Consider the following 17,739-nt stretch of genomic DNA (forward strand, 5'->3'; position numbering starts at 1 on the left):
ATCCACTATGAGTGATGCAGCTAACATGAACGTTCCCTATGAGGCGGGCCGGTACCGCAGTCCGGATGGGGTTCCAACGGATATCGTCGTATTTACCATTACCTCCTTGCAGCGCAGCACCGCTCAAAAATCTCTTCCGGAGCGCACGCTTCAAGTGCTGCTCATCCGGCGGCGACAAGCGCCGTTTGAAGGCAGCTGGGCGTTGCCTGGCGGCTTTACCCGGGAAGGGGAGACGGTGGCGGAATGCGCCCGCAGGGAGCTGCTGGAGGAAACCGGCGTTGCGGATTTTCATCTGGACTACTTTAACGTATACAGCAGACCGGACCGTGATCCGCGCGGATGGATGATCTCGCACGCCTTTATGGCGCTGGTGCAGGAGGCGGCGTTGGCGGAGCGCAAAACCTCCGACGAGGCGGCGGAGGTCCGCCTTGTCCCGGTGGAGGAGGCGCTTCAGCTGGAGCTGGCCTTCGATCACGGCGACATTTTGCGCGATGCGCTGGCAAAGGTTCGCACGAGCATGATGACAACGGCGATTGCCAAGGAGTTTTTGCCGGAGATGTTTACGATCAGCGAGCTGTACCAGGTCATTACGACCGTAGTGCCGGAATTCGAGGAGCGCAATTTTATCCGCAAAATCACCTCTACACGCAGCCGCAAGGGCATTTTGGAGGAAGCGCGCGGGGAGGACGGGCAGCCGCTGCAGTCCAACCGCTACTCGCAGCGGCCGGCGCAGCTGTACCGGTTCACAGACTACACGCCCGAGTTATCCATTTATGGGTGAAACGCGCAGGATAGACGACAAAGGGACGAAACGGACCATGGGGTCCGCTTCGTCCCTTTATTTTCTAACCCCCGTTACAGCCAGGCTTTGGCCTCTGGAGCCATACGGGGAGGCTTTTCGCTGCTTCTCGAATCGCGCAATTGGCCGGGCAGCTTGCCGAAGAAAATCCATGTCCACCCTCCCAAGCGGGTAATGGCGTAAACGACGACGTACGAGGCGGCGATGGCCATGAAGAATCCGCCTCCATACCAGGCCAGCTTGAGCAGCGAGCTGTCTGTGTTCAGCGGGAATTTCCGGTATATCGCCAAAATGAACGGATGCACCAGATAAATGCCAAAGGAGTAAACGCCAATTCGGCGCATGACGCCCAGCAGCCACGATTTTTTGTTCCCGATATAAACTGCAATGATCAGGAAAATCATCGCTGTAATGAGCGTGTAAGCATTCCAGAATGCTTCAAACACGAGCGGATGCAGCTCCACTTTATGCAGCCGCTCCTGGTACATGATATAAACCGCTATAGTTGAAGCGCTCATCCAAACGGCTCCCGTCAGCACAAAGATGACCTTTCTCCAGCTTGAATCGGATGAATGCTGCGATAGAAGCCAGGCTTTGATCTTTTCGTAGTAAATCCCGGCAAACGCGCCAAGGAAATAATAGGACAAAAAAGAGAAGGCCCAGCTGTTTCGATTCGGTACATCCCACGATAAAACGTTCCCGATGTAAAATCCCCATTGCAGAGTAATGCCGATTAGCACAAATGCCGCCGCATATTTCCGCAGCCGTTTCAACATGAATAGCAAGAATGGGAACAGGAGATAGAACTGGATATTAATAATGATGAAATATAAATGTGCGTGGGACTTGCCGATCGCCAGCTTCAGCCAGAAGCTTTCCAGCATCAGCGAAGTATCCCATGGGGTTCCGCTGCCGTACCAGTTCAGCACAAAGTAAAATCCCGAAAAAAGCACGTAAGGAACGACGATGAATTTCAGTCTCTTTTTGTAGAAGCGAATCGTGTCGGACATGGTGAAGGGCTGATTAAAGTAGGTGTAAAACAGGATAAAGGCGCTTAGAAAGATAAATGTCGTTGTGCCGAATTTGGAGAAAATATTAAGGAAATTGTAAAGGCCAAACAGACTGTCCTCGCGCATATCAACCGTGGCGAAGGAAGTGGCATGGACCATTACCACACCAAACATGGCAAAAGCCCGCACAAGATCAATCTCTGCCAAATAATTGCGTTTAATTGTGAATGCACCTCCAGAGCGATGGCCGTTTACTTATTCCTTTTCACAGGACCTAAGACTGCCGGCATAAAAAACAGAAACGAAACGTGAAGAATTTCGCCCTTGTTTCCGACTTGTAAACAATAAACAGGTTCAAGCGATGTTATGGAACATCAATAAGTATGCGGGTTAGTTCTTTATATAAATGAGCTGAGAATCTTATCGTTTTCTGAATACTTACTGCCAATTTTCTTATTTTCGGCGGTAATCAGGCTCAAAATTGCGGGAAAGTTGCGGTTTACATTCGGTTAGCTCCGCAAATTGTTTGTGGCAATACGTATCATCGTTTTCGGTGTGACCCAAGTCTGAATCCCTTATGATGTTGTTGTAGCAGAAGCGGGACAGCCCGCTTGACATCAACAAGCCTGCAATTCAAACGGGAGGGCTAAGGCAGTCATGCACTCAAATTCTATACATTGGCACAACGACGTCCGGGCCGAGGAAGTCCAGCTCCCCCAATTGGAGCTGTTAACCCGGTGCCGCATGAATATGCTTCGCCAGCTGTTTTCTCAAAGGGAAGTGCCTTGGAAAAAGTCCGAGTCCAAAGCCGTTCCGTTAAACCAGACTCGAGAGGCTGCCGGAAGGAAAAAGGAGCATTTGGGCAAGTGGAACGATCATCCTGCGGTGATGGAGCTGCTGGCCAGGCTTAGAAAATTCAGCACGGCTCCGCCTCCGTTCGGGGATTTTGGTCCTTTGGAAAAGCTCGGGGATGCGGTAACCGATTCTCCAGAGCTGTATCTGCTGTCGCGCAGCCGGGCAACAGGCGTGCTGGAGCTGATCTATTTCCATCCGCACCGGGACATGCTGAGATCGCTGGGATCGGTTGAGGACGAAAACGGATATGCCTTGTTTGCGCCTGCGGTAGCGCCGGCATATTTGGAAGGGGCGGTATTTGTTGCGGCCAACCTGCATCGTCCGATGCAGCTGTACGGGGAGAGGGGATATCGGCTGAGCTTGCTGGAAGGGGGCAGGCTGACGGAGCGGCTGACAGAATGTACGGCGGGCTCCAACTGCCGGCTGCAGCCGGTTCTCGGTTTTTACGATACGCGGGTTCATGAGCTGTTCGGGCTGGACGGCCTTCATGAAATCGTACTGTTCTGCCTGATTATGCACTTAGAGGAGAAATCGAATCGTGCGTTATGGATCTGATCGTCCCGGCGGAGACCGGCATAGCTCCCCTCCCCCCGCAGAATCGTTGCCGGTCCGCATATCCCACGGTTCTGAACAGCCAATCTATGTGCAGCTTCGCGATCAGATCCGCGGATTAATCCGCAGCGGAAGCCTCCAGCCGAGCGCTCAGCTGCCCTCGCTGCGGGATTTGGCCAAGCAGCTTGAGTGCAGCTTGATCACCGTCCGCAGAGTTTATCTGGATTTGGAGCGGGAAGGGTACCTATCGATTCAAAAAGGTGTAGGGACGTTTGTGCAGCTGCCGGGAGCGGAGCATTCCGGCCGGCGCTCCTGGTCAAGAGCGCTTGTCAGCGAGGCATTCCGCAGCGCCGTCGGCTCAGGCATCAAATACGGCCTTACTCCAGAGGAGATGGAAAATCTGCTCAAGGAAATGCTGGCCAGTTATCCCGCGCAAGACCGCCATTAAAGGCTTGATCTGTCCGTCTGAAGAAATTCGGATTTGGGACAGACAGGCCTTTTTTTGTTGGTTGAGCTTTGCCGAATTGTAGCGATGACTTCCCAGTGCATTCGTTTGTTAGCAGGATTTGGATTCGGTCCATGGAATATGTCATAGGAAATTATACATACGACTGGCCGTAGCGACAGAGGGGCAAGAGGCGTATGCATCAGTACAGGGGGGCGCTATGCAACAATTGGCGGAGCGTTTGGGACAAGAGATGAGGGACAGTCTGCGGGCGTATTTCCTTCTTCCGGGAATGCAGGAAATGGCGCAGGCTTGTTTAGAGGAGAAGCTGCAGGAATCATTGCTTTTCAGCAAAATGACCGTTCTGCATTACCGGATGTTCGCTGGAGAGGACGAGCGGATTTACCGGGCTGCCGCAGCGGTGGAGCTAATGGTGCTTAGTCTGGATATGATCGATGATGTTCAGGACAAAGACAACAAACTGGTGGTATGGAACAGCTATCCGCCGGAGATTACGCTTAATCTGGCTCTTGGAATATTGATGATTGCCCAGCAGATGATGCTGGATACCGGATTCGGGCAGGAGCGCGTCCAACAAGCGGCTAAGCTGTTGAGCGGCCAGGTGCTTACGGCTGTTCATGGCCAGACGCTGGACCTGTTGAACGATATTCCTGACGAGGCTGCCTATCTTGATATGGTAGGTCAGAAGTCAGCGGCGCTGCTCGTATGCGCGTGCATGATCGGCACTGTGCTTGCCACGGGAGAGTGGCAGGAGCGGGTGCGGTCCTATGCGGAGCAGCTCGGTATTGCGGCCCAAATTAAAAACGACATACGGGACTTGTCCAACTGGGATCATAAAAACGATTTTATTAACCGCAAACGCACGCTTCCGACACTGTATTTGCTGCAGGCTGCAGCCGAAAACAGCGGGGACAGCTGGGTGGTAGAATATTTTGAAGGAAAACTGTCGATGGATGATGTGCAGCATAAGCGGGAGGAGTTCCAAGCGATCCTGGAGAAAACCGGGACTCTGCTTTATTCTTCGGTCCGAATGAGGACGCATTACTATCAGTTCCTGGATTTTCTCGATGAGATGAATGTAGGGGAAGGCTGGAAAGAAGAGATGCTTGCTCTAGCAGATTGATCGGGAGGAGCTTCTTTAAGTATGAAATGAAGGACGGATTAGTCCGTTCCGATACAAAAGTCCGGGTACGCAAGTGATCAGGGCCGTAAGGCGCACCGCAAAGTCCCGCAACTGAAGCGCAATGTCGATTGTGGGAATTACTAGAGCGATTTTCGTTTCCGTCGGACAAGCTTCTTGGTATATTAATTTCAAGAGATGAAAACGCTCTTATACCATAATTTCGGAGGGATAAACCATGTTGAAGGAAATGGTTCAAACGATTGTGAAGGATTCTAGCTCGATGAAACGAATTCAAAATGGACAACTTCAACTGGCTGGTCTCAGCAACGCAGAGCAAAGAGCGCTTGCGGACGTAGTTAACAAACGTACGAATGGAAGCGAACCGCGCCTTTTCCAAGAAAATGTGTGGAAATAAGTAATTAATAAAGGGGTGAAGTCAACTGCGCCAGCATATTAAGCCAATTGGGTTCACCCTATGTATTTCACTCTTGGTTTTTTATCTAATTCAGACGATAGCTTTTTATCCTTTAACTGGAGCAGAGCTTAGACCGATTAAAGGAAGCCAATATGAGGTGTTCCATATAACGCCTGGTTATTGGGCAGAAGGAATTCTTCAACTTGGAGATCGAATAACAGAAGTTGATGGTGAAACCCCTAAGAATTCATACCCGCTGCGAACGTTTGGTTATTTAGAGATGGCTTCCTCTGTTAAAGTCATACGGAACAGCGCGGACGGCTTACAGGAGCTGTCTTTTTCCATACCTAAGCATTTAACTCGTAATGAGGTTGTATTCAGATTGACTCTGCCAGGTTTGGCTATGTTAACGTTTGCTACTTTTGCCGCTTTTGTGTACCGCCGCAAAAAAGATGACCCAGCAGCTTTTTACCTAATTTTGTTCTTTTTAAGCATTGGAATAGCATATTTAAGCTCTTTCTCATCGGCTAGAGGAGATGCTATTGGGAGAGGGATATTAACGCTTGCCTTCGCAGCAGTGCCAATGATGTTTTTATTATTTTTGAATCGATATTTAGAGCGTTATGGTAAAAGATTTTCCTCACCATGGGTAATGGCCTCTATGTGGGGCGGTTTCATATTAATGCTCCTCGTACAAGCAGCTGACTATTTAGGGTTTAGAGAATACAACTGGTTATTAATGGCGTATTTTGCGATTGGAAACATTTATATCCTTTGCAGGCTTATTCATGAATATGTACTACATCGTCAGGATGATTTAAAGTCACTTTTTAAACTGACACTCCTCGGCCATTTGGTCGGGTTTTTGCCGTTTTTATTGCTCTTTGGTTTGCCTAGTTTGTTTGCGATCCCGCTTATTCCACCGGAATTTACAGCGGTTTTTCTCCTGGGTCTCCCAATGGTGTATCTCTATATGTTTACGACGCAGCGGTTATTCGACATTGATTTCTTTTTAAGCCGCTTCTCTTATTACACCATGATTGCGTTTGTCCCGACAGTGCTTATAACAGCTTTGGCTGTGCTCATATTAAGCCAGAATCAGCTTAAATGGGTTAACTGGGTTCAAATATTCCTTGTCGTTTACTTAATGATTATTGTGTTTCTATTCAGCAAGGAATTTCTGGATTATCGGCTGCGCCCAAAATGGAGCAAGGACCTCAATAATTTTCAAGGCAGTCTGGACCGGTTCTCGGCTCGTATTTCGCGTGTCATGAAACAAGCAGACCTGGAACGGGTGCTTGAGCAGGAAATAAGGTCAATTCTTCCCGTTAAGGAAGTGTTCTTTTTCCGTTATGACACGGACCGTACAAAAGATATGAAGGCTTTACCTGAGCAGGAGAGCGCGACTTACATACCGAGCTCCGATGATGAGCCGATTTCCGACCGAGTGAATCGCGAGCTGACCGAGAGCGGCCGTAAATTCGCTGTGGGCACTGCCGTCGTTCTTTCCAAGGGACTGGCTGTTGTTATCGGACAAAAAAGATCAGGCTACCACATTTTATGGGTCGGGGATAAAACGAACCGCACCAAATTCAATCTGGATGAACTGAGCTGGCTTAAAACATTGGCCAACTACAGCGCCATCGTATATGAAAATCTATATCTGATTGAAAATTTAATCGACGATCTGGAGACGGAAATGTCGAAGCGACAGGGCACGCCTGCGTGGGTGCTGCGCATGATTTTTCAATTGGCGGAGATTGAACGGCGCAAGCTGGCATCGGATCTGCATGATTCCGCTTTGCAAGACCAGCTCATCTGGTACCGCAGACTGGAAGCTGCCATGCTGGACCATGAGCTATCGCCGGAGCTGCAGAATGATTTAACGGATATTCGGGAGGGCCTGCTTGACGTCATTCACCAGATTCGTGAAACATGCAATGAGCTCAGGCCGCCTCTGCTTAAGGAAATGGGAATTGTGGAATCGCTCCGCAGTCTGTTTGAGCGTCAGCAGATTCGTGCTAATTACTCCATTGAATTTGAAGCCGGGCAGCTGCCCGACGCTTTAAGCGACGACATTACTCTGACACTCTTCCGCATTGTGCAGGAGCTGCTGATGAACGCCAGCAAACATGCGCAGGCATCGCGGATCTGGATCGAGCTCAGTCAGAAGGACGGCATTCGTCTGCGCTACAAGGACGATGGAATCGGGCTGGCTCAGGAAAGCTTGGATGATTCCTACCAGCATATGGGTTTATCGGGCATGAAGGAGAGAGTGAAAAGTCTTTCCGGCAAAATCCGCTTCTTTACGGAGCCGGGCAAAGGACTTGAAGTCGATATTTGGCTGCCAGAGGAGACGGCGGCTTATGAAGGAGAAGATAGGCATGATTCGAATCTTGCTGGTTGACGACCATCCGTCAGTTGGTGAAGGCACCAAAACGATGATTGAGCAGGACCCGGAAATGAATGTCACGGTGCTGCAATCCTCGATGGAGGCACTGGAGCTGGTCAAGGCGGAATCATTCGACGTCATGCTGTTTGATCTCAATATGCCTGTAATCAGCGGTTTGGAGCTTACGAAGCGGCTGATGGCGGTTAATCCCGATTATCGGATTCTCATTTACACAGGGTATGAGATCAGCCCGAACTTCAATTTGCTGATCGAGTCAGGCGTAAGCGGATTTGTCAGCAAAACCGCGTCCCGGGAGCAGCTGCTTACTTCCATTCGCTGTGTTTTGCGGGACGAGGCTGTCGTTCCTGTGACGCTGCTTCGCCAGCTTCGCCGCCGCGAAATCCGGCTTCAGCAGGAGCGTGAGGAGAAAGCGCTGGAGGAAGTAAGCATTAATGAGCGGGAGCAGGAAATACTTCAAGAGGTCGCCAGCGGCAGCAGCAATAAGGATATTGCCGGAAGGCTGTTGATGAGCCAAAGGACCGTGGAGTATAACTTGACCCGCATATTCGAGAAGCTGGGCGTTCGATCCCGATCGGAGGCAATTGTTGAGGCGAAGCGGCTCGGAATCCTCTCGGCAAGCCAGTTCAGATAAATTTGTTATTGTGTTAGGTTCATCCTTTGCATTTTGCATGCCGTAATGATACAATATTGGAATCGTATAGGAGGCGAAGTTTCGCCGAGAGGAAGGGCCCACGATACTGCTCTTGTTCTAGGGTGGCGCTTCTTTTCGCTAGCTGCATTGCCCTGCCACTTCCGAGCAGGGCTTTTTTCACTTTGAACAGGAGGCGAAGTAACGATGTATTATTCCCGCAAGAAACCTCAGGCGGAGTTGCCTACCGAAATGACCGATATTTGGTCTTGCGTGAACGAGGACTGCAATGGATGGATGCGCAAAAATTTCGCCCTGGATAAAGAGCCGGTCTGCTTCCTTTGTCAGTCTCCGATGAAGCATGATACCCGTGAGCTTCCTATGCTGAATGAATCTGGCTCAGCGGTTCAGGTCGTAAACAAGCCGGAATCTAAAGACGAGTAACGGGTTGCCGGTTATTTCGTACCATTAGATTGTTGGATAGAATTTGGTCAGCCGAATTTCGGCTGGCCCTTTTTTTATTCTATGCATGCGTTCACAAGTGAGGACGGTCACATTAAGTCTCGGATGCCGGCGGTACAATGGAGGGGCAGAAGGGAGTGTTCGAGATGTACGAGGAACAGGTGGAGAAGCTTGCGCAGCTGGCAGCTGACAAAAGGAACAAGCTGGAGAAGGAGCCGCTGCGATATATGGTGCACTGTATGCTGGCAGGTGCTTACGTTGGCTTAGCCATTGTACTGATTTTTTCCATTGGAGCGCCTTTGCTTGCCGTTCATTCTCCTGTTACATCGCTTGTTATGGGCGCTTTTTTTGGTATTGCCCTTACCTTGGTTGTCTTTGCCGGCGCTGAGCTGTTCACGGGTAATAATATGTATTTCACGATCGGGCGTCTGGCAGGTGCAACAAGCTGGAGCGACGCCGTTCGCAACTGGGCAGCGGTGTTCATCGGAAACCTGCTTGGGGCGCTGCTCCTGGCGGGACTTGTCGTGGCCTCGGGCATTTTTCATGGAATTGGTCCCGATCATATCATCATGACGATTGCCGCCAAAAAAATGCATTTAGGCTACGGGGAGCTGTTCGTTCGCGGCATTCTCTGCAATTGGCTCGTTTGTCTAGCGCTCTGGAGCAGCTTGCGGACAAGATCCGAGCCGGCTAAGCTGATTTTGATTTGGTGGATGCTGCTCGCCTTTATCGCGAGCGGATATGAACATAGCGTTGCTAATATGACCTTGCTCAGCCTGTCGCTGCTGCTGTCGCATCCGGATACCATAACGCTGACTGGCTGGTTCCACAACATGATTCCGGTAACGCTTGGTAATATCGTTGGCGGCGCTTTATTTGTTGGAGCCGCTTATTGGTTTATTAGTCCGGTGCGACATGAAAAACTGGAAATGAAATGAATATTATCCTGCAAGTCCGCCAGTTGGCGGGCTTTTTTGTGATTACTTACCTGACATCGGAAAATTCAGTCCCTTTTTTATTTAAAGATAAAGGAATTTGACTCTCCGTATCGAATTATTAAGCAGTAAAGAAACGCAAAAGGGTGAGGTCGGATGAAAAGCATAGGAATAGTTCGTATGGTTGATGAACTTGGACGAATTGTTTTGCCTATTGAGCTTCGTCGGGTGCTGGAACTGAATGTAGGCGACCCGGTGGAGTTTTTTGTCGATGAATCATCAAAACGTTTGGTGCTCCGCAAATACCGTTCTCAGGAATGTTTGTTCTGCCATAACACGGAAGCGCTTGCTTATTTCAGAAACCGGTTTGTTTGCGCCAGCTGTTTAGAAGAAATGCCGCCGCAACTCGCTGAAGGCGCACAGAACGGACCGGGAATTAAGGCGGAACAGGCTCTTGAACGGGAACGTCATGTGGCCGGAGTGACCGGATCTGCAAGAAAAATAGCTGCTCAAGCACTGCAGCAGACGGCTGCATCAGCAGCAATGCAACCGGCGGCATTTGGTGCTCAGGGGCTAACAGATGGGCGGACAACAAATGAGGCAGCAAGGATGCCGGCTCCATCAGGCAACCGGAATCATTACAGCAAAGGGGAGCAGACGGCGCGGCGGCTGGCGGAAGTGATGCAAACTCATCCAAACGCGTCGCAGGGCGAGTGGGCCAGACTGCTTGGAATTTCGCAAGGCAGAGTGAGCCAGCTCATCCGTTCGCTCAAGTAACATTGTACATAATGACGGACCCGCAACAAGTTATGCCTTAGAGGAAGAACAAAGGAAGCCGAACTAATGCTGAGAGACATGCAGCATTTTCAAAGGTTTCCTTTTTGTTTTGAGTTCGAATCGGAAAAGGGCATAATACGAAGTAGAATAAGTAGCCGAAGGGAAGTGAGGCAACTTGCAACGGTCTATGGCGGCGTTCTCCATGGGATGTTTCTGGTCGCCGGAAGCGCTGTTTGGGGCTCAGGAAGGCGTCATTCAGACGGAAACAGGATATGCCGGAGGAACGTTGAAGGGGCCGACGTATTCAAACATGGGAGATCACTCCGAAACCGTGCTGGTGTTTTACGATGGATCCGTGCTGCCTTACGAAAAGCTGCTGGATTTGTTCGAGAAGCATCATAATCCTGCGAATACAAACGATTATAAAGGCAGGCAATATCAATCCATCCTGTACTGGAGCAAGCCGGAGCAGCGGGAGGCGATTCGCCTGTGGGTGGAGCGCAGAGATACAGAGGGTTTGCCGGAGCGGGCTTCCGAAATTCGGGAGCTGACAAAGGTTTACCCGGCAGAGGAGCGGCATCAGAAGTATTATTTGAAGCGATATCCCGATGCGCTCACAAAGCTGCTAGAGCTGTACGGCTCCATCCATGCTGTTCAATCGTCTACTCTAGCCGCCAGATTAAATGGGCTGGCCAAAGGTTTCACCAATCGTTCCCGGTTGCTGGAAGAGATGGCAGGCTGGGATTGGGAGGCGCCGGAGCGGCTGAGAGAGCAGGTTGAAGCAGTCAAACGGATTCGCTGGTAGGCCTTTTTGAACGAGGGTTGTCACAAGATTCAAGGTGTTGTCACACATGAGACAGCGGAGCTTCTCTATAATGAAGGCATAAGCCCGCATACGATGCGGTAAGGAGGTTTATTGCTCTGAGCCAGACTCCCGATTCATTAAAACCGACGACAAGCCGCAATTTTACGGCATGGATTATCGGCATTTCCTTGGTTGCCAACTTTGTTATTCTGCTCCTGTTTTTTGGGCCTGTAGGTTATAAAGGCAGTTTAACCTGGGACATTACCGTCCTTCCAAGAATCAACGCGATTTTGAACAGCTTCACGTTTATCTTTTTGGTGGCGGCTCTTGTGGCGATTATCCGCAAAAACATCAAGCTGCATAAAGGCTTTATTCTTGCGGCCTTTTCTTCCACGACGCTGTTTCTGGTCACCTATTTGACGTTTCACTATCTGTCCCCGGAAACGGCCAAGTTCGGCGGCGAGGGCATCGTGCGTCCCATTTACTTCACCATTCTGATTTCGCACAGCTTCCTGGCTGCAGTCATTGTGCCGCTGGCTTTATTCGCGCTTGTATGGGGCTGGACGATGCAGGTGCAGAAGCATAAACGCATTGTTCGCTGGACGATGCCAATCTGGCTGTACGTCAGCTTCACCGGAGTGGTTGTATATTTGTTTATGGCTCCTTATTATGTGAACGGCTGAGTCTCAATAGGGGACTTAACGTCAAATTTATCGTAAAAATTTAACCCAGCCGCATTCCCTTTGAAGAGGGGAGGCGGTTTTTTTGTCTGGAGTTAAAAAATTCTCCCGGATACGAGTCAGAAACATATGCGAAATTCTGTGGATAAAACCTTCGTTTATATTTACTACATCATCAATGACTTACACCGAAACCGGAGGAAAAAAGAAATGATGCCACAACAACAGACACGCCGTTTTATTATGGTCGCCCTTAGCGCAGCAGCATTGGTGTCCTCTGCCGCCTATGGATACGCAAAAGCTCCTGAAACGAAAACAGTTGGCAAACAAGCATCCGTTAAGGATAATAAACCGAGTTCTTCTGCTTTGAAGGAAATCAAAACGCTGGAGTTGGACATGGGATGGAGCGGCTTGGGCTGGCAAGCTGAAAATAAACTGTTTCTGACAAAAGCCTCCTGGAAAAAGCATGACCAGCTGCCTAAAAAATTTAACGACTTGTTTACGCTGAATATCAGCAATCCTACCTCTACAGCTCCTGAAAAATGGGCGAAGGCAATCGCAGCGGGCAAAGAGGAAATCAGCCAAGCAACACTTTCTCCTGACAAAAAACATCTTTTTTATGTAGAAAGAAGCACATACGAATCCCAATATGGCACCGCTAAAATCATAAATTTGCAGACAGGTAAAGTCCTAGTTGTTGTGTCTAACTATGTTATAGAAGGCGAAGGGCTATGGCTGAATAACGATTCAATTGTTTTTATTGGCGGCGGGTCCATTAGTGAGCCTGGGGCAAAACCGACAAGCAGAGTTATTTATCGATATGACATGTCGTACGGTAAAGAAATTTTCGTATTGGCGAAGGCGGATAGGATCAGCAATCTGGAGAAGTCCGGTGATAAGCTGTATTACCAAGTTTCAAAAAAACCGGTTAATAACAAGATGAAAGCTGATTTCGAACAAATCTGGGACAGTCAGATGAAGTCTTATGACCTAAATACCAAAAAAGAAAACGTTATTACGGTTAAAGGTATTACCCGAAAAATGGAGCAAATGATTCCGTCGCCAGACGGGAGTCGATTCCTCATCGTGACGAATAACTCTGCTCTTGTCGCAACAGGAAAAGATAGCTTAAACAAATATGTAATTAGAAACGACTACCAGCTTTATTTGACGGAAGCAAAAGGAGGAACGCCGAAAAAGGTTGCTGCTGGCGACCAATTCCTGGCGGCAAGCTGGAGTCCGGAAGGAAATACGATAGCTTATCATATGTCGGATTTCAAAAATCTTGAGAATAATAAAATTCGACTTTTGGATGTTAAAACAGGCAAAACCCAATTAATCGGCTCCATCATCGACCGGGCTATGCAATTAAGCTGGAGCCCATCGGGAACAAAACTGCTCATTACGAATGCAATTCCAATCCAAGTGCCTAACGGTACAGGCCAAGCCTATTATACTAGTATTGTCTCATTTAAATAGATTTTTACGAAGCCCCTGGCTTTCCGTCTCGCGGAAATCGGGGGTTTTGCTATGTGGCAGCAGGTATTGAGATTACGAGAGAAATGTTAGAAGTTTTATCTACGATAGATTTGGAAACAAGTCGGAAACACTTGAGATATGTTCTAGAGATAATTTCTTTATATACTTAGGTCGTCTCCAACGGTTTTACGGAGTTAAAGCTGCTTTAAAACGATGGAGTTTGGGCGAGAATTGTCTATTTAATTAACCGCGCAAAAAAAGCCTGATTTTCCGACTTGCGGAAATCAGGCTCTTACCGGAGGGCCGTGAAACTATTGAATTAATTTCCGAGCTGCTGCACCTGTTCCAATATAGACGAAATTTGCGAAACCGTTTGTCCGATTTGGGATTGCTCAAGGGATTCCACCGTCAGTTGTCCGGCTTGAACCGTGTCCAACAGCTTGGTAATCTGGGTGTTCAATTCGGCATTGTACTGTTCGAGTTTGGCATCCACGCCTTCCGCGAATGCTGGAGCGGAAAGTTCATTAAAAGCTTTAATATCGGCCTGCATGCCGATGAGCTCGCTCTCAAGCTGTGCAAGGGAGTCCTTGCTCGTCAAAGCCTGCTGCGCCAAGTCAGGCAGCTGCTGGGAAAATTGAGTTGCGTCGTTGATGTAGGTCGTAGCCTCATTGACGTACGACAGCGAGTTATTCACATTGTCCAACGTTTCGTTAACGCTGCCCGGCAGCGAACAGCCGGCAATCAATGCAGGCGCAAGGATTAGCGCCAGCAGCCATCTTTTAGACATCGGTCTTCATCCTTTCGCATCGTGTTATCCTCTATAATACCTACCTGGAAACATAATGGTTTCAGCTTTTTACTTGCAGGAACGATTTACTTTACTCATAGATGGATTGGGACATACTGTAGATATATTTCTTGGGCGTAAAAGGTGGTTAATTCCGATGGGGACTAAGGTGCTTGTAGTTGATGACGAAAAAAGCATTGCATCTGCTATTTCTTATGCGCTTAAACGAGAAGATTATACGGTCGAGGTCGCGCATGACGGGGAAGAGGCTCTTGTTAAGGTTAAAAGCTTTCAACCCCGTGTCATTATATTGGATGTCATGATGCCTCGTCTTAACGGATACGAGGTATGCCGTCGTCTGGAAAGCCGGGAAGACATCGGAATTATTTTGCTTACGGTCAAAAACGATGTTGTAGACAAAGTGGTCGGGCTGGAGCTTGGAGCGGATGATTATATGACCAAGCCCTTCGAAATTCGCGAGCTGTTGGCACGCGTTAAGGCGCTTGCGCGCAGACTGGAGCGCATTCCTGCAGAACCGGAGGAGCGGGCATTGGGAAGCGGCGGGCTCAAGGTGATCCCAAAGCGCCGTACCGCAGTTGCAGGAGACCGGTTGCTCGACCTGACACCAAAGGAATTTGATCTGTTGGCGATGCTGCTGCAACATCCTGAACGTGTCTACACGCGTGAAGAGCTGTTGGATATGGTATGGGGGATGGATTATATCGGAGGCGCCCGCACGGTGGATATCCATATTCAACGACTTCGTAAAAAGCTGGGAGAACCGTGGCAGGCAGTGCTGCAAACCGTCTACGGCATCGGTTATAAAGCCTCTCCTGGCGCTGGGGGAGAAACATAGATGCGGATCAGTCTCAAGCTGAGTTCCACGCTATTCCTTGCTGTGCTGCTTCTTCTTTCCATTGGAATCCTTAGCTTGCTTGTTATGAGCGGCATTCAGAAAAACCAGCAAGCTGCAATAGAGCAGGAGCTGGCTCAACAGGTTAAGCTGGCTAATTTGTATATACGCCAGGACTTTTATGCTGATGGCGGTGAAAGGATTACATCTTTTTTGAAGGAAAGCGGGAATCGTTTAGCATACGGGCTGTACAATTACATCGGCATTCCGGTAACTATTTACTCAGATTCTGGGGTGAAGATAGGCAACTCTGCTGAAAACGGAGTGGTTCAACAACAAAGGGATCAACAGCTCGTGACGAATAACGAAGAACAAACCTTGCTTGAGTATGCTCTAGACAATAAAGTGGCCTTTATGGAAAAAAAGAGCAGGTTGTTGTATATGGCGCCGATAGATGGTCCGGACGGGCAGAGCGGAGCCATCCAGCTTGACTATTCATTAGTGGAAGTTCAAGCTTTCCGCCAAGAAATGAAACGGTTGTTTTTTATCATTGGGCTAGGTGTTCTTGCAGCCGCGTTTGCGTCTGGCTTTATGTATTACAGTCGGATAGCAGCTGCTGTCCTTCGTCTTAAACTGGCGGCAGACCAAATTAGAGGTCACCAATTTATTGCGCACTCCCCGGTAGAGCGGCGCGATGAGCTTGGTGAGCTGGGGGAAGGCATAGCGGTCATGAGCCGTGAGCTGGAAAACGGCATTCAATCCATGGAGCGGGAACAGCGTCATCTGCGTCTTGCGGTAGAGAAGCTGCAGAAGTTGGAACGCCAGCAGAAACAATTCATTGGAAGCATTAGCCATGAATTCAAAACGCCGCTCACTTCAATAAAAGCATACATCGAGCTTGTTGGCATGTATCAGGATGATCCACAGCTTCTGAAGGAAGCATACTCGAATATAGACAAGGAAACCGGAAGGCTTTATGAAATGGTGGAAAAAGTGCTGCAGCTTTCCGCATTGGAGCGTTATGAGTTTGAAATTCAGGCGGAAAGCTTTGATGCAAAGTCGGTCATTGAAGATCTGGCTGGACGTATGCGCGGCAAGGCGGAGCGGTTTGGCATCGCTTTGGAGCTGAATCTGGCGAAGACGCCTGTCTGGTGCGATAAAGAAGCATTTGTGCATATGCTTGTTAATCTTATTGACAACGCCATCAAATATAACCGTCCTGGCGGTTTTGTCCGTTTAAAATGCAGGCCCCAAGATAGTGCTATTGTTGAAGTCGAGGATAACGGAATTGGCATACCGCCTGAGTTGCTAAAACAAATATTCGAGCCTTTTTATACCGTAATTAAAGATCGCAGCCGCGAGTCGGGAGGGACGGGGCTCGGCTTGTCCCTTGTTCGAGAACTGGCAAACAAACAAGGTGGAGAAGTCTATGCGCTGCCGCGAAAAGGCGGAGGTATGGTGTTTCGGCTGCATCTGCCTCTTTACTCTCAAAAGGACTGAGCTATGCAGGCACTATCTGGTTAAGGAGGTTTAAAGTTGCGCCAATCACTGATGCGCTTTGTAGCGTTGGCTTTATTGATCTCGACGAGTACAACGGCATTCAATGGATGCGGATCTCCCGGGAAAAAGGTCACGGTTATAAACAATCCTTCCGAATCCGTATACAACTCCAATCTACGGGTGATAAAAACGGTCGATATAGGACAGTATTGGCGCGGATTCGATTGGATCTCGGAGGACAGGTTCTTGTTAGTGAAACAATATGTCGATTTGGAACAGGGGAAGAATGCTGTTCGACCAGAAGACTCTTATGACATCTATTCACTGGCATCCATAGGGTTAAAAGCCAGCGACCCCTTGCGTAGCTTGGAGGAAATTAAAAAGGGAGATAAAGAGATCGGATTTATGAAGGCATCGCCGGGAAGCAGTCGCATTTTTTTTGTAGAGGGTACGGATTATAACCTGCCGAATGGTGTAGCCAAAATACTCAACCATTTAGAAGTTGTCACAGCCATTCAGTCGAATCCGGTAAAACTGAGAACTGGAACATGGGTTGATTACGATACGATCGCTTTTGTGACAAGAGCTGGAGGGGAAAAAATAAAGGAGTCTGTTTGTCTATATAATTTCGACGGAACCAAAACGGTACTGACTCCTAAAGAAGGTTATATCTCTGACGTGAATTCGTTCGGCGGTATCTTGTACTATATCACTGTTGGTACAGAGGAGATTCGAAATGAGGTTATAGCTTATGATTCCAAGACGGGAAAGCAACGTATCATTATAGATGTGCCGCAGGCCCCTTTTGTTCAAAAAATATTTCCTTCCCCAAGAGGCGACAGGCTGGCTCTGCTTATGTCCGGAACCAATAAAAAAACAGGGCAATACGAATCGACCTTGCTCATTACCGATTTGGACGGCAATCAGAAGCTGCAAGTAAAAAGCAGTTCTATGTTCACAGCAAGCTGGACTCCGGACGGAAAGGGAATTCTTTATGAACGGAGGACCACTCCTGAATCAGCTACCGATGGGATTTACTTATTGGATGTAAATAGCGGCGGATCAACACTGATTGAACTTACAGACAAGGTTCCGACAGAATATAGCTGGAGCCCTTCGGGGAAAAAGCTTTTAATTAGCAAGTATAGGACGCAGTACGAAACGACAGTGGTATACTTCGATTAGAAGAAGGGGGTGCTG

At 48.8% G+C, this 17,739-nt stretch carries 18 protein-coding genes; 16 read left to right on the forward strand and 2 right to left on the reverse strand.

Annotated elements, in window-relative coordinates; all coding sequences use genetic code 11:
* Positions 1 to 7: 7 nt before the first annotated feature.
* Positions 8 to 781 (forward strand): NUDIX domain-containing protein, encoded by a 774-nt coding sequence (locus tag M3223_RS18655; RefSeq protein ID WP_251564351.1) that lies wholly within the window; start codon positions 8 to 10, stop codon positions 779 to 781.
* A gap of 74 nt (positions 782 to 855) precedes the next feature.
* Here the strand turns inward: M3223_RS18655 and M3223_RS18660 are convergent, their stop codons facing one another.
* Positions 856 to 2,016, reverse strand: a complete 1,161-nt coding sequence (locus M3223_RS18660; RefSeq protein ID WP_285891356.1) for an acyltransferase — start codon at positions 2,014 to 2,016, stop codon at positions 856 to 858.
* 450 nt (positions 2,017 to 2,466) lie between these two features.
* Between M3223_RS18660 and M3223_RS18665 the strand changes: the two genes are divergently transcribed.
* The 12 genes from M3223_RS18665 (at position 2,467) to M3223_RS18720 (ending at position 13,399) form a co-directional block, all read left to right on the forward strand.
* Positions 2,467 to 3,219 carry a hypothetical protein gene (locus M3223_RS18665; protein WP_251564355.1) on the forward strand — a complete coding sequence of 251 codons (753 nt, stop codon included), beginning with the start codon at positions 2,467 to 2,469 and terminating at the stop codon, positions 3,217 to 3,219.
* Positions 3,203 to 3,664 (forward strand): GntR family transcriptional regulator, encoded by a 462-nt coding sequence (locus tag M3223_RS18670; protein WP_251564357.1) that lies wholly within the window; start codon positions 3,203 to 3,205, stop codon positions 3,662 to 3,664. The genes M3223_RS18665 and M3223_RS18670 overlap by 17 nt, the downstream gene beginning before the upstream one ends.
* Positions 3,665 to 3,881: 217 nt before the next feature.
* Positions 3,882 to 4,805: a polyprenyl synthetase family protein gene (locus tag M3223_RS18675; protein WP_251564359.1), complete on the forward strand. Its 924-nt coding sequence runs from the start codon at positions 3,882 to 3,884 to the stop codon at positions 4,803 to 4,805.
* 235 nt (positions 4,806 to 5,040) lie between these two features.
* Positions 5,041 to 5,220, forward strand: coding sequence for a competence pheromone ComX (comX, locus tag M3223_RS18680; protein WP_251564360.1), 180 nt, complete (start codon positions 5,041 to 5,043; stop codon positions 5,218 to 5,220).
* Between the two features lie 973 nt (positions 5,221 to 6,193).
* Positions 6,194 to 7,627, forward strand: coding sequence for a sensor histidine kinase (locus tag M3223_RS18685; RefSeq protein WP_251564362.1), 1,434 nt, complete (start codon positions 6,194 to 6,196; stop codon positions 7,625 to 7,627).
* Complete coding sequence (locus M3223_RS18690) at positions 7,605 to 8,264, forward strand: response regulator transcription factor (protein WP_251564364.1); 660 nt, start codon at positions 7,605 to 7,607, stop codon at positions 8,262 to 8,264. The genes M3223_RS18685 and M3223_RS18690 overlap by 23 nt, the downstream gene beginning before the upstream one ends.
* A gap of 204 nt (positions 8,265 to 8,468) precedes the next feature.
* Positions 8,469 to 8,705, forward strand: coding sequence for a cold-shock protein (locus tag M3223_RS18695; RefSeq protein ID WP_251564366.1), 237 nt, complete (start codon positions 8,469 to 8,471; stop codon positions 8,703 to 8,705).
* Between the two features lie 164 nt (positions 8,706 to 8,869).
* Positions 8,870 to 9,661 carry a formate/nitrite transporter family protein gene (locus M3223_RS18700; RefSeq protein ID WP_251564367.1) on the forward strand — a complete coding sequence of 264 codons (792 nt, stop codon included), beginning with the start codon at positions 8,870 to 8,872 and terminating at the stop codon, positions 9,659 to 9,661.
* Between the two features lie 177 nt (positions 9,662 to 9,838).
* Entirely contained in the window at positions 9,839 to 10,435 is a 597-nt protein-coding gene (locus M3223_RS24350; RefSeq protein WP_285891357.1) for an AbrB/MazE/SpoVT family DNA-binding domain-containing protein, read from the forward strand.
* 175 nt (positions 10,436 to 10,610) lie between these two features.
* Positions 10,611 to 11,240 carry a peptide-methionine (S)-S-oxide reductase MsrA gene (locus tag M3223_RS18710; protein ID WP_251564369.1) on the forward strand — a complete coding sequence of 210 codons (630 nt, stop codon included), beginning with the start codon at positions 10,611 to 10,613 and terminating at the stop codon, positions 11,238 to 11,240.
* A gap of 116 nt (positions 11,241 to 11,356) precedes the next feature.
* Entirely contained in the window at positions 11,357 to 11,923 is a 567-nt protein-coding gene (locus tag M3223_RS18715; protein ID WP_251564472.1) for a DUF420 domain-containing protein, read from the forward strand.
* Positions 11,924 to 12,130: 207 nt separating this feature from the next.
* A complete protein-coding gene (locus tag M3223_RS18720; RefSeq protein WP_251564372.1) occupies positions 12,131 to 13,399 on the forward strand; it encodes a WD40 repeat domain-containing protein in 1,269 nt (422 codons plus the stop codon).
* Between the two features lie 319 nt (positions 13,400 to 13,718).
* Here M3223_RS18720 and M3223_RS18725 read toward each other — a convergent pair whose 3' ends face one another.
* On the reverse strand, positions 13,719 to 14,186 hold the full coding sequence (locus M3223_RS18725) for a DUF6376 family protein (RefSeq protein WP_251564374.1): 468 nt from the start codon (positions 14,184 to 14,186) through the stop codon (positions 13,719 to 13,721).
* A gap of 157 nt (positions 14,187 to 14,343) precedes the next feature.
* Between M3223_RS18725 and M3223_RS18730 the strand changes: the two genes are divergently transcribed.
* The 3 genes from M3223_RS18730 to M3223_RS18740 are packed head-to-tail and all read left to right on the forward strand — an operon-like array spanning position 14,344 to position 17,724.
* Positions 14,344 to 15,042 carry a response regulator transcription factor gene (locus M3223_RS18730; RefSeq protein WP_251564376.1) on the forward strand — a complete coding sequence of 233 codons (699 nt, stop codon included), beginning with the start codon at positions 14,344 to 14,346 and terminating at the stop codon, positions 15,040 to 15,042.
* Complete coding sequence (locus M3223_RS18735) at positions 15,043 to 16,539, forward strand: sensor histidine kinase (protein WP_251564378.1); 1,497 nt, start codon at positions 15,043 to 15,045, stop codon at positions 16,537 to 16,539.
* Positions 16,540 to 16,575: 36 nt separating this feature from the next.
* Positions 16,576 to 17,724 carry a TolB family protein gene (locus tag M3223_RS18740; RefSeq protein ID WP_251564380.1) on the forward strand — a complete coding sequence of 383 codons (1,149 nt, stop codon included), beginning with the start codon at positions 16,576 to 16,578 and terminating at the stop codon, positions 17,722 to 17,724.
* Positions 17,725 to 17,739 lie beyond the last annotated feature (15 nt).

This window comes from Paenibacillus pasadenensis (assembly GCF_023715725.1).
GTDB classification, from domain to species: Bacteria; Bacillota; Bacilli; order Paenibacillales; family Paenibacillaceae; genus Paenibacillus_O; species Paenibacillus_O pasadenensis_A.

What these genes read in the sequence shown, in the direction of transcription:
- M3223_RS18720 (WP_251564372.1), top strand. Translation starts at nt 12,131, where the DNA reads ATGATGCCACAACAACAGACACGCCGTTTTATTATGGTCGCCCTTAGC.
- M3223_RS18700 (WP_251564367.1), top strand. Translation starts at nt 8,870, where the DNA reads ATGTACGAGGAACAGGTGGAGAAGCTTGCGCAGCTGGCAGCTGACAAA.
- M3223_RS18695 (WP_251564366.1), top strand. Translation starts at nt 8,469, where the DNA reads ATGTATTATTCCCGCAAGAAACCTCAGGCGGAGTTGCCTACCGAAATG.
- M3223_RS18655 (WP_251564351.1), top strand. Translation starts at nt 8, where the DNA reads ATGAGTGATGCAGCTAACATGAACGTTCCCTATGAGGCGGGCCGGTAC.
- comX (WP_251564360.1), top strand. Translation starts at nt 5,041, where the DNA reads ATGTTGAAGGAAATGGTTCAAACGATTGTGAAGGATTCTAGCTCGATG.
- M3223_RS18675 (WP_251564359.1), top strand. Translation starts at nt 3,882, where the DNA reads ATGCAACAATTGGCGGAGCGTTTGGGACAAGAGATGAGGGACAGTCTG.
- M3223_RS18730 (WP_251564376.1), top strand. Translation starts at nt 14,344, where the DNA reads ATGGGGACTAAGGTGCTTGTAGTTGATGACGAAAAAAGCATTGCATCT.
- M3223_RS18735 (WP_251564378.1), top strand. Translation starts at nt 15,043, where the DNA reads ATGCGGATCAGTCTCAAGCTGAGTTCCACGCTATTCCTTGCTGTGCTG.
- M3223_RS18685 (WP_251564362.1), top strand. Translation starts at nt 6,194, where the DNA reads ATGTTTACGACGCAGCGGTTATTCGACATTGATTTCTTTTTAAGCCGC.
- M3223_RS18725 (WP_251564374.1), bottom strand. Translation starts at nt 14,186, where the DNA reads ATGTCTAAAAGATGGCTGCTGGCGCTAATCCTTGCGCCTGCATTGATT.
- M3223_RS18690 (WP_251564364.1), top strand. Translation starts at nt 7,605, where the DNA reads ATGATTCGAATCTTGCTGGTTGACGACCATCCGTCAGTTGGTGAAGGC.
- M3223_RS18665 (WP_251564355.1), top strand. Translation starts at nt 2,467, where the DNA reads ATGCACTCAAATTCTATACATTGGCACAACGACGTCCGGGCCGAGGAA.
- M3223_RS24350 (WP_285891357.1), top strand. Translation starts at nt 9,839, where the DNA reads ATGGTTGATGAACTTGGACGAATTGTTTTGCCTATTGAGCTTCGTCGG.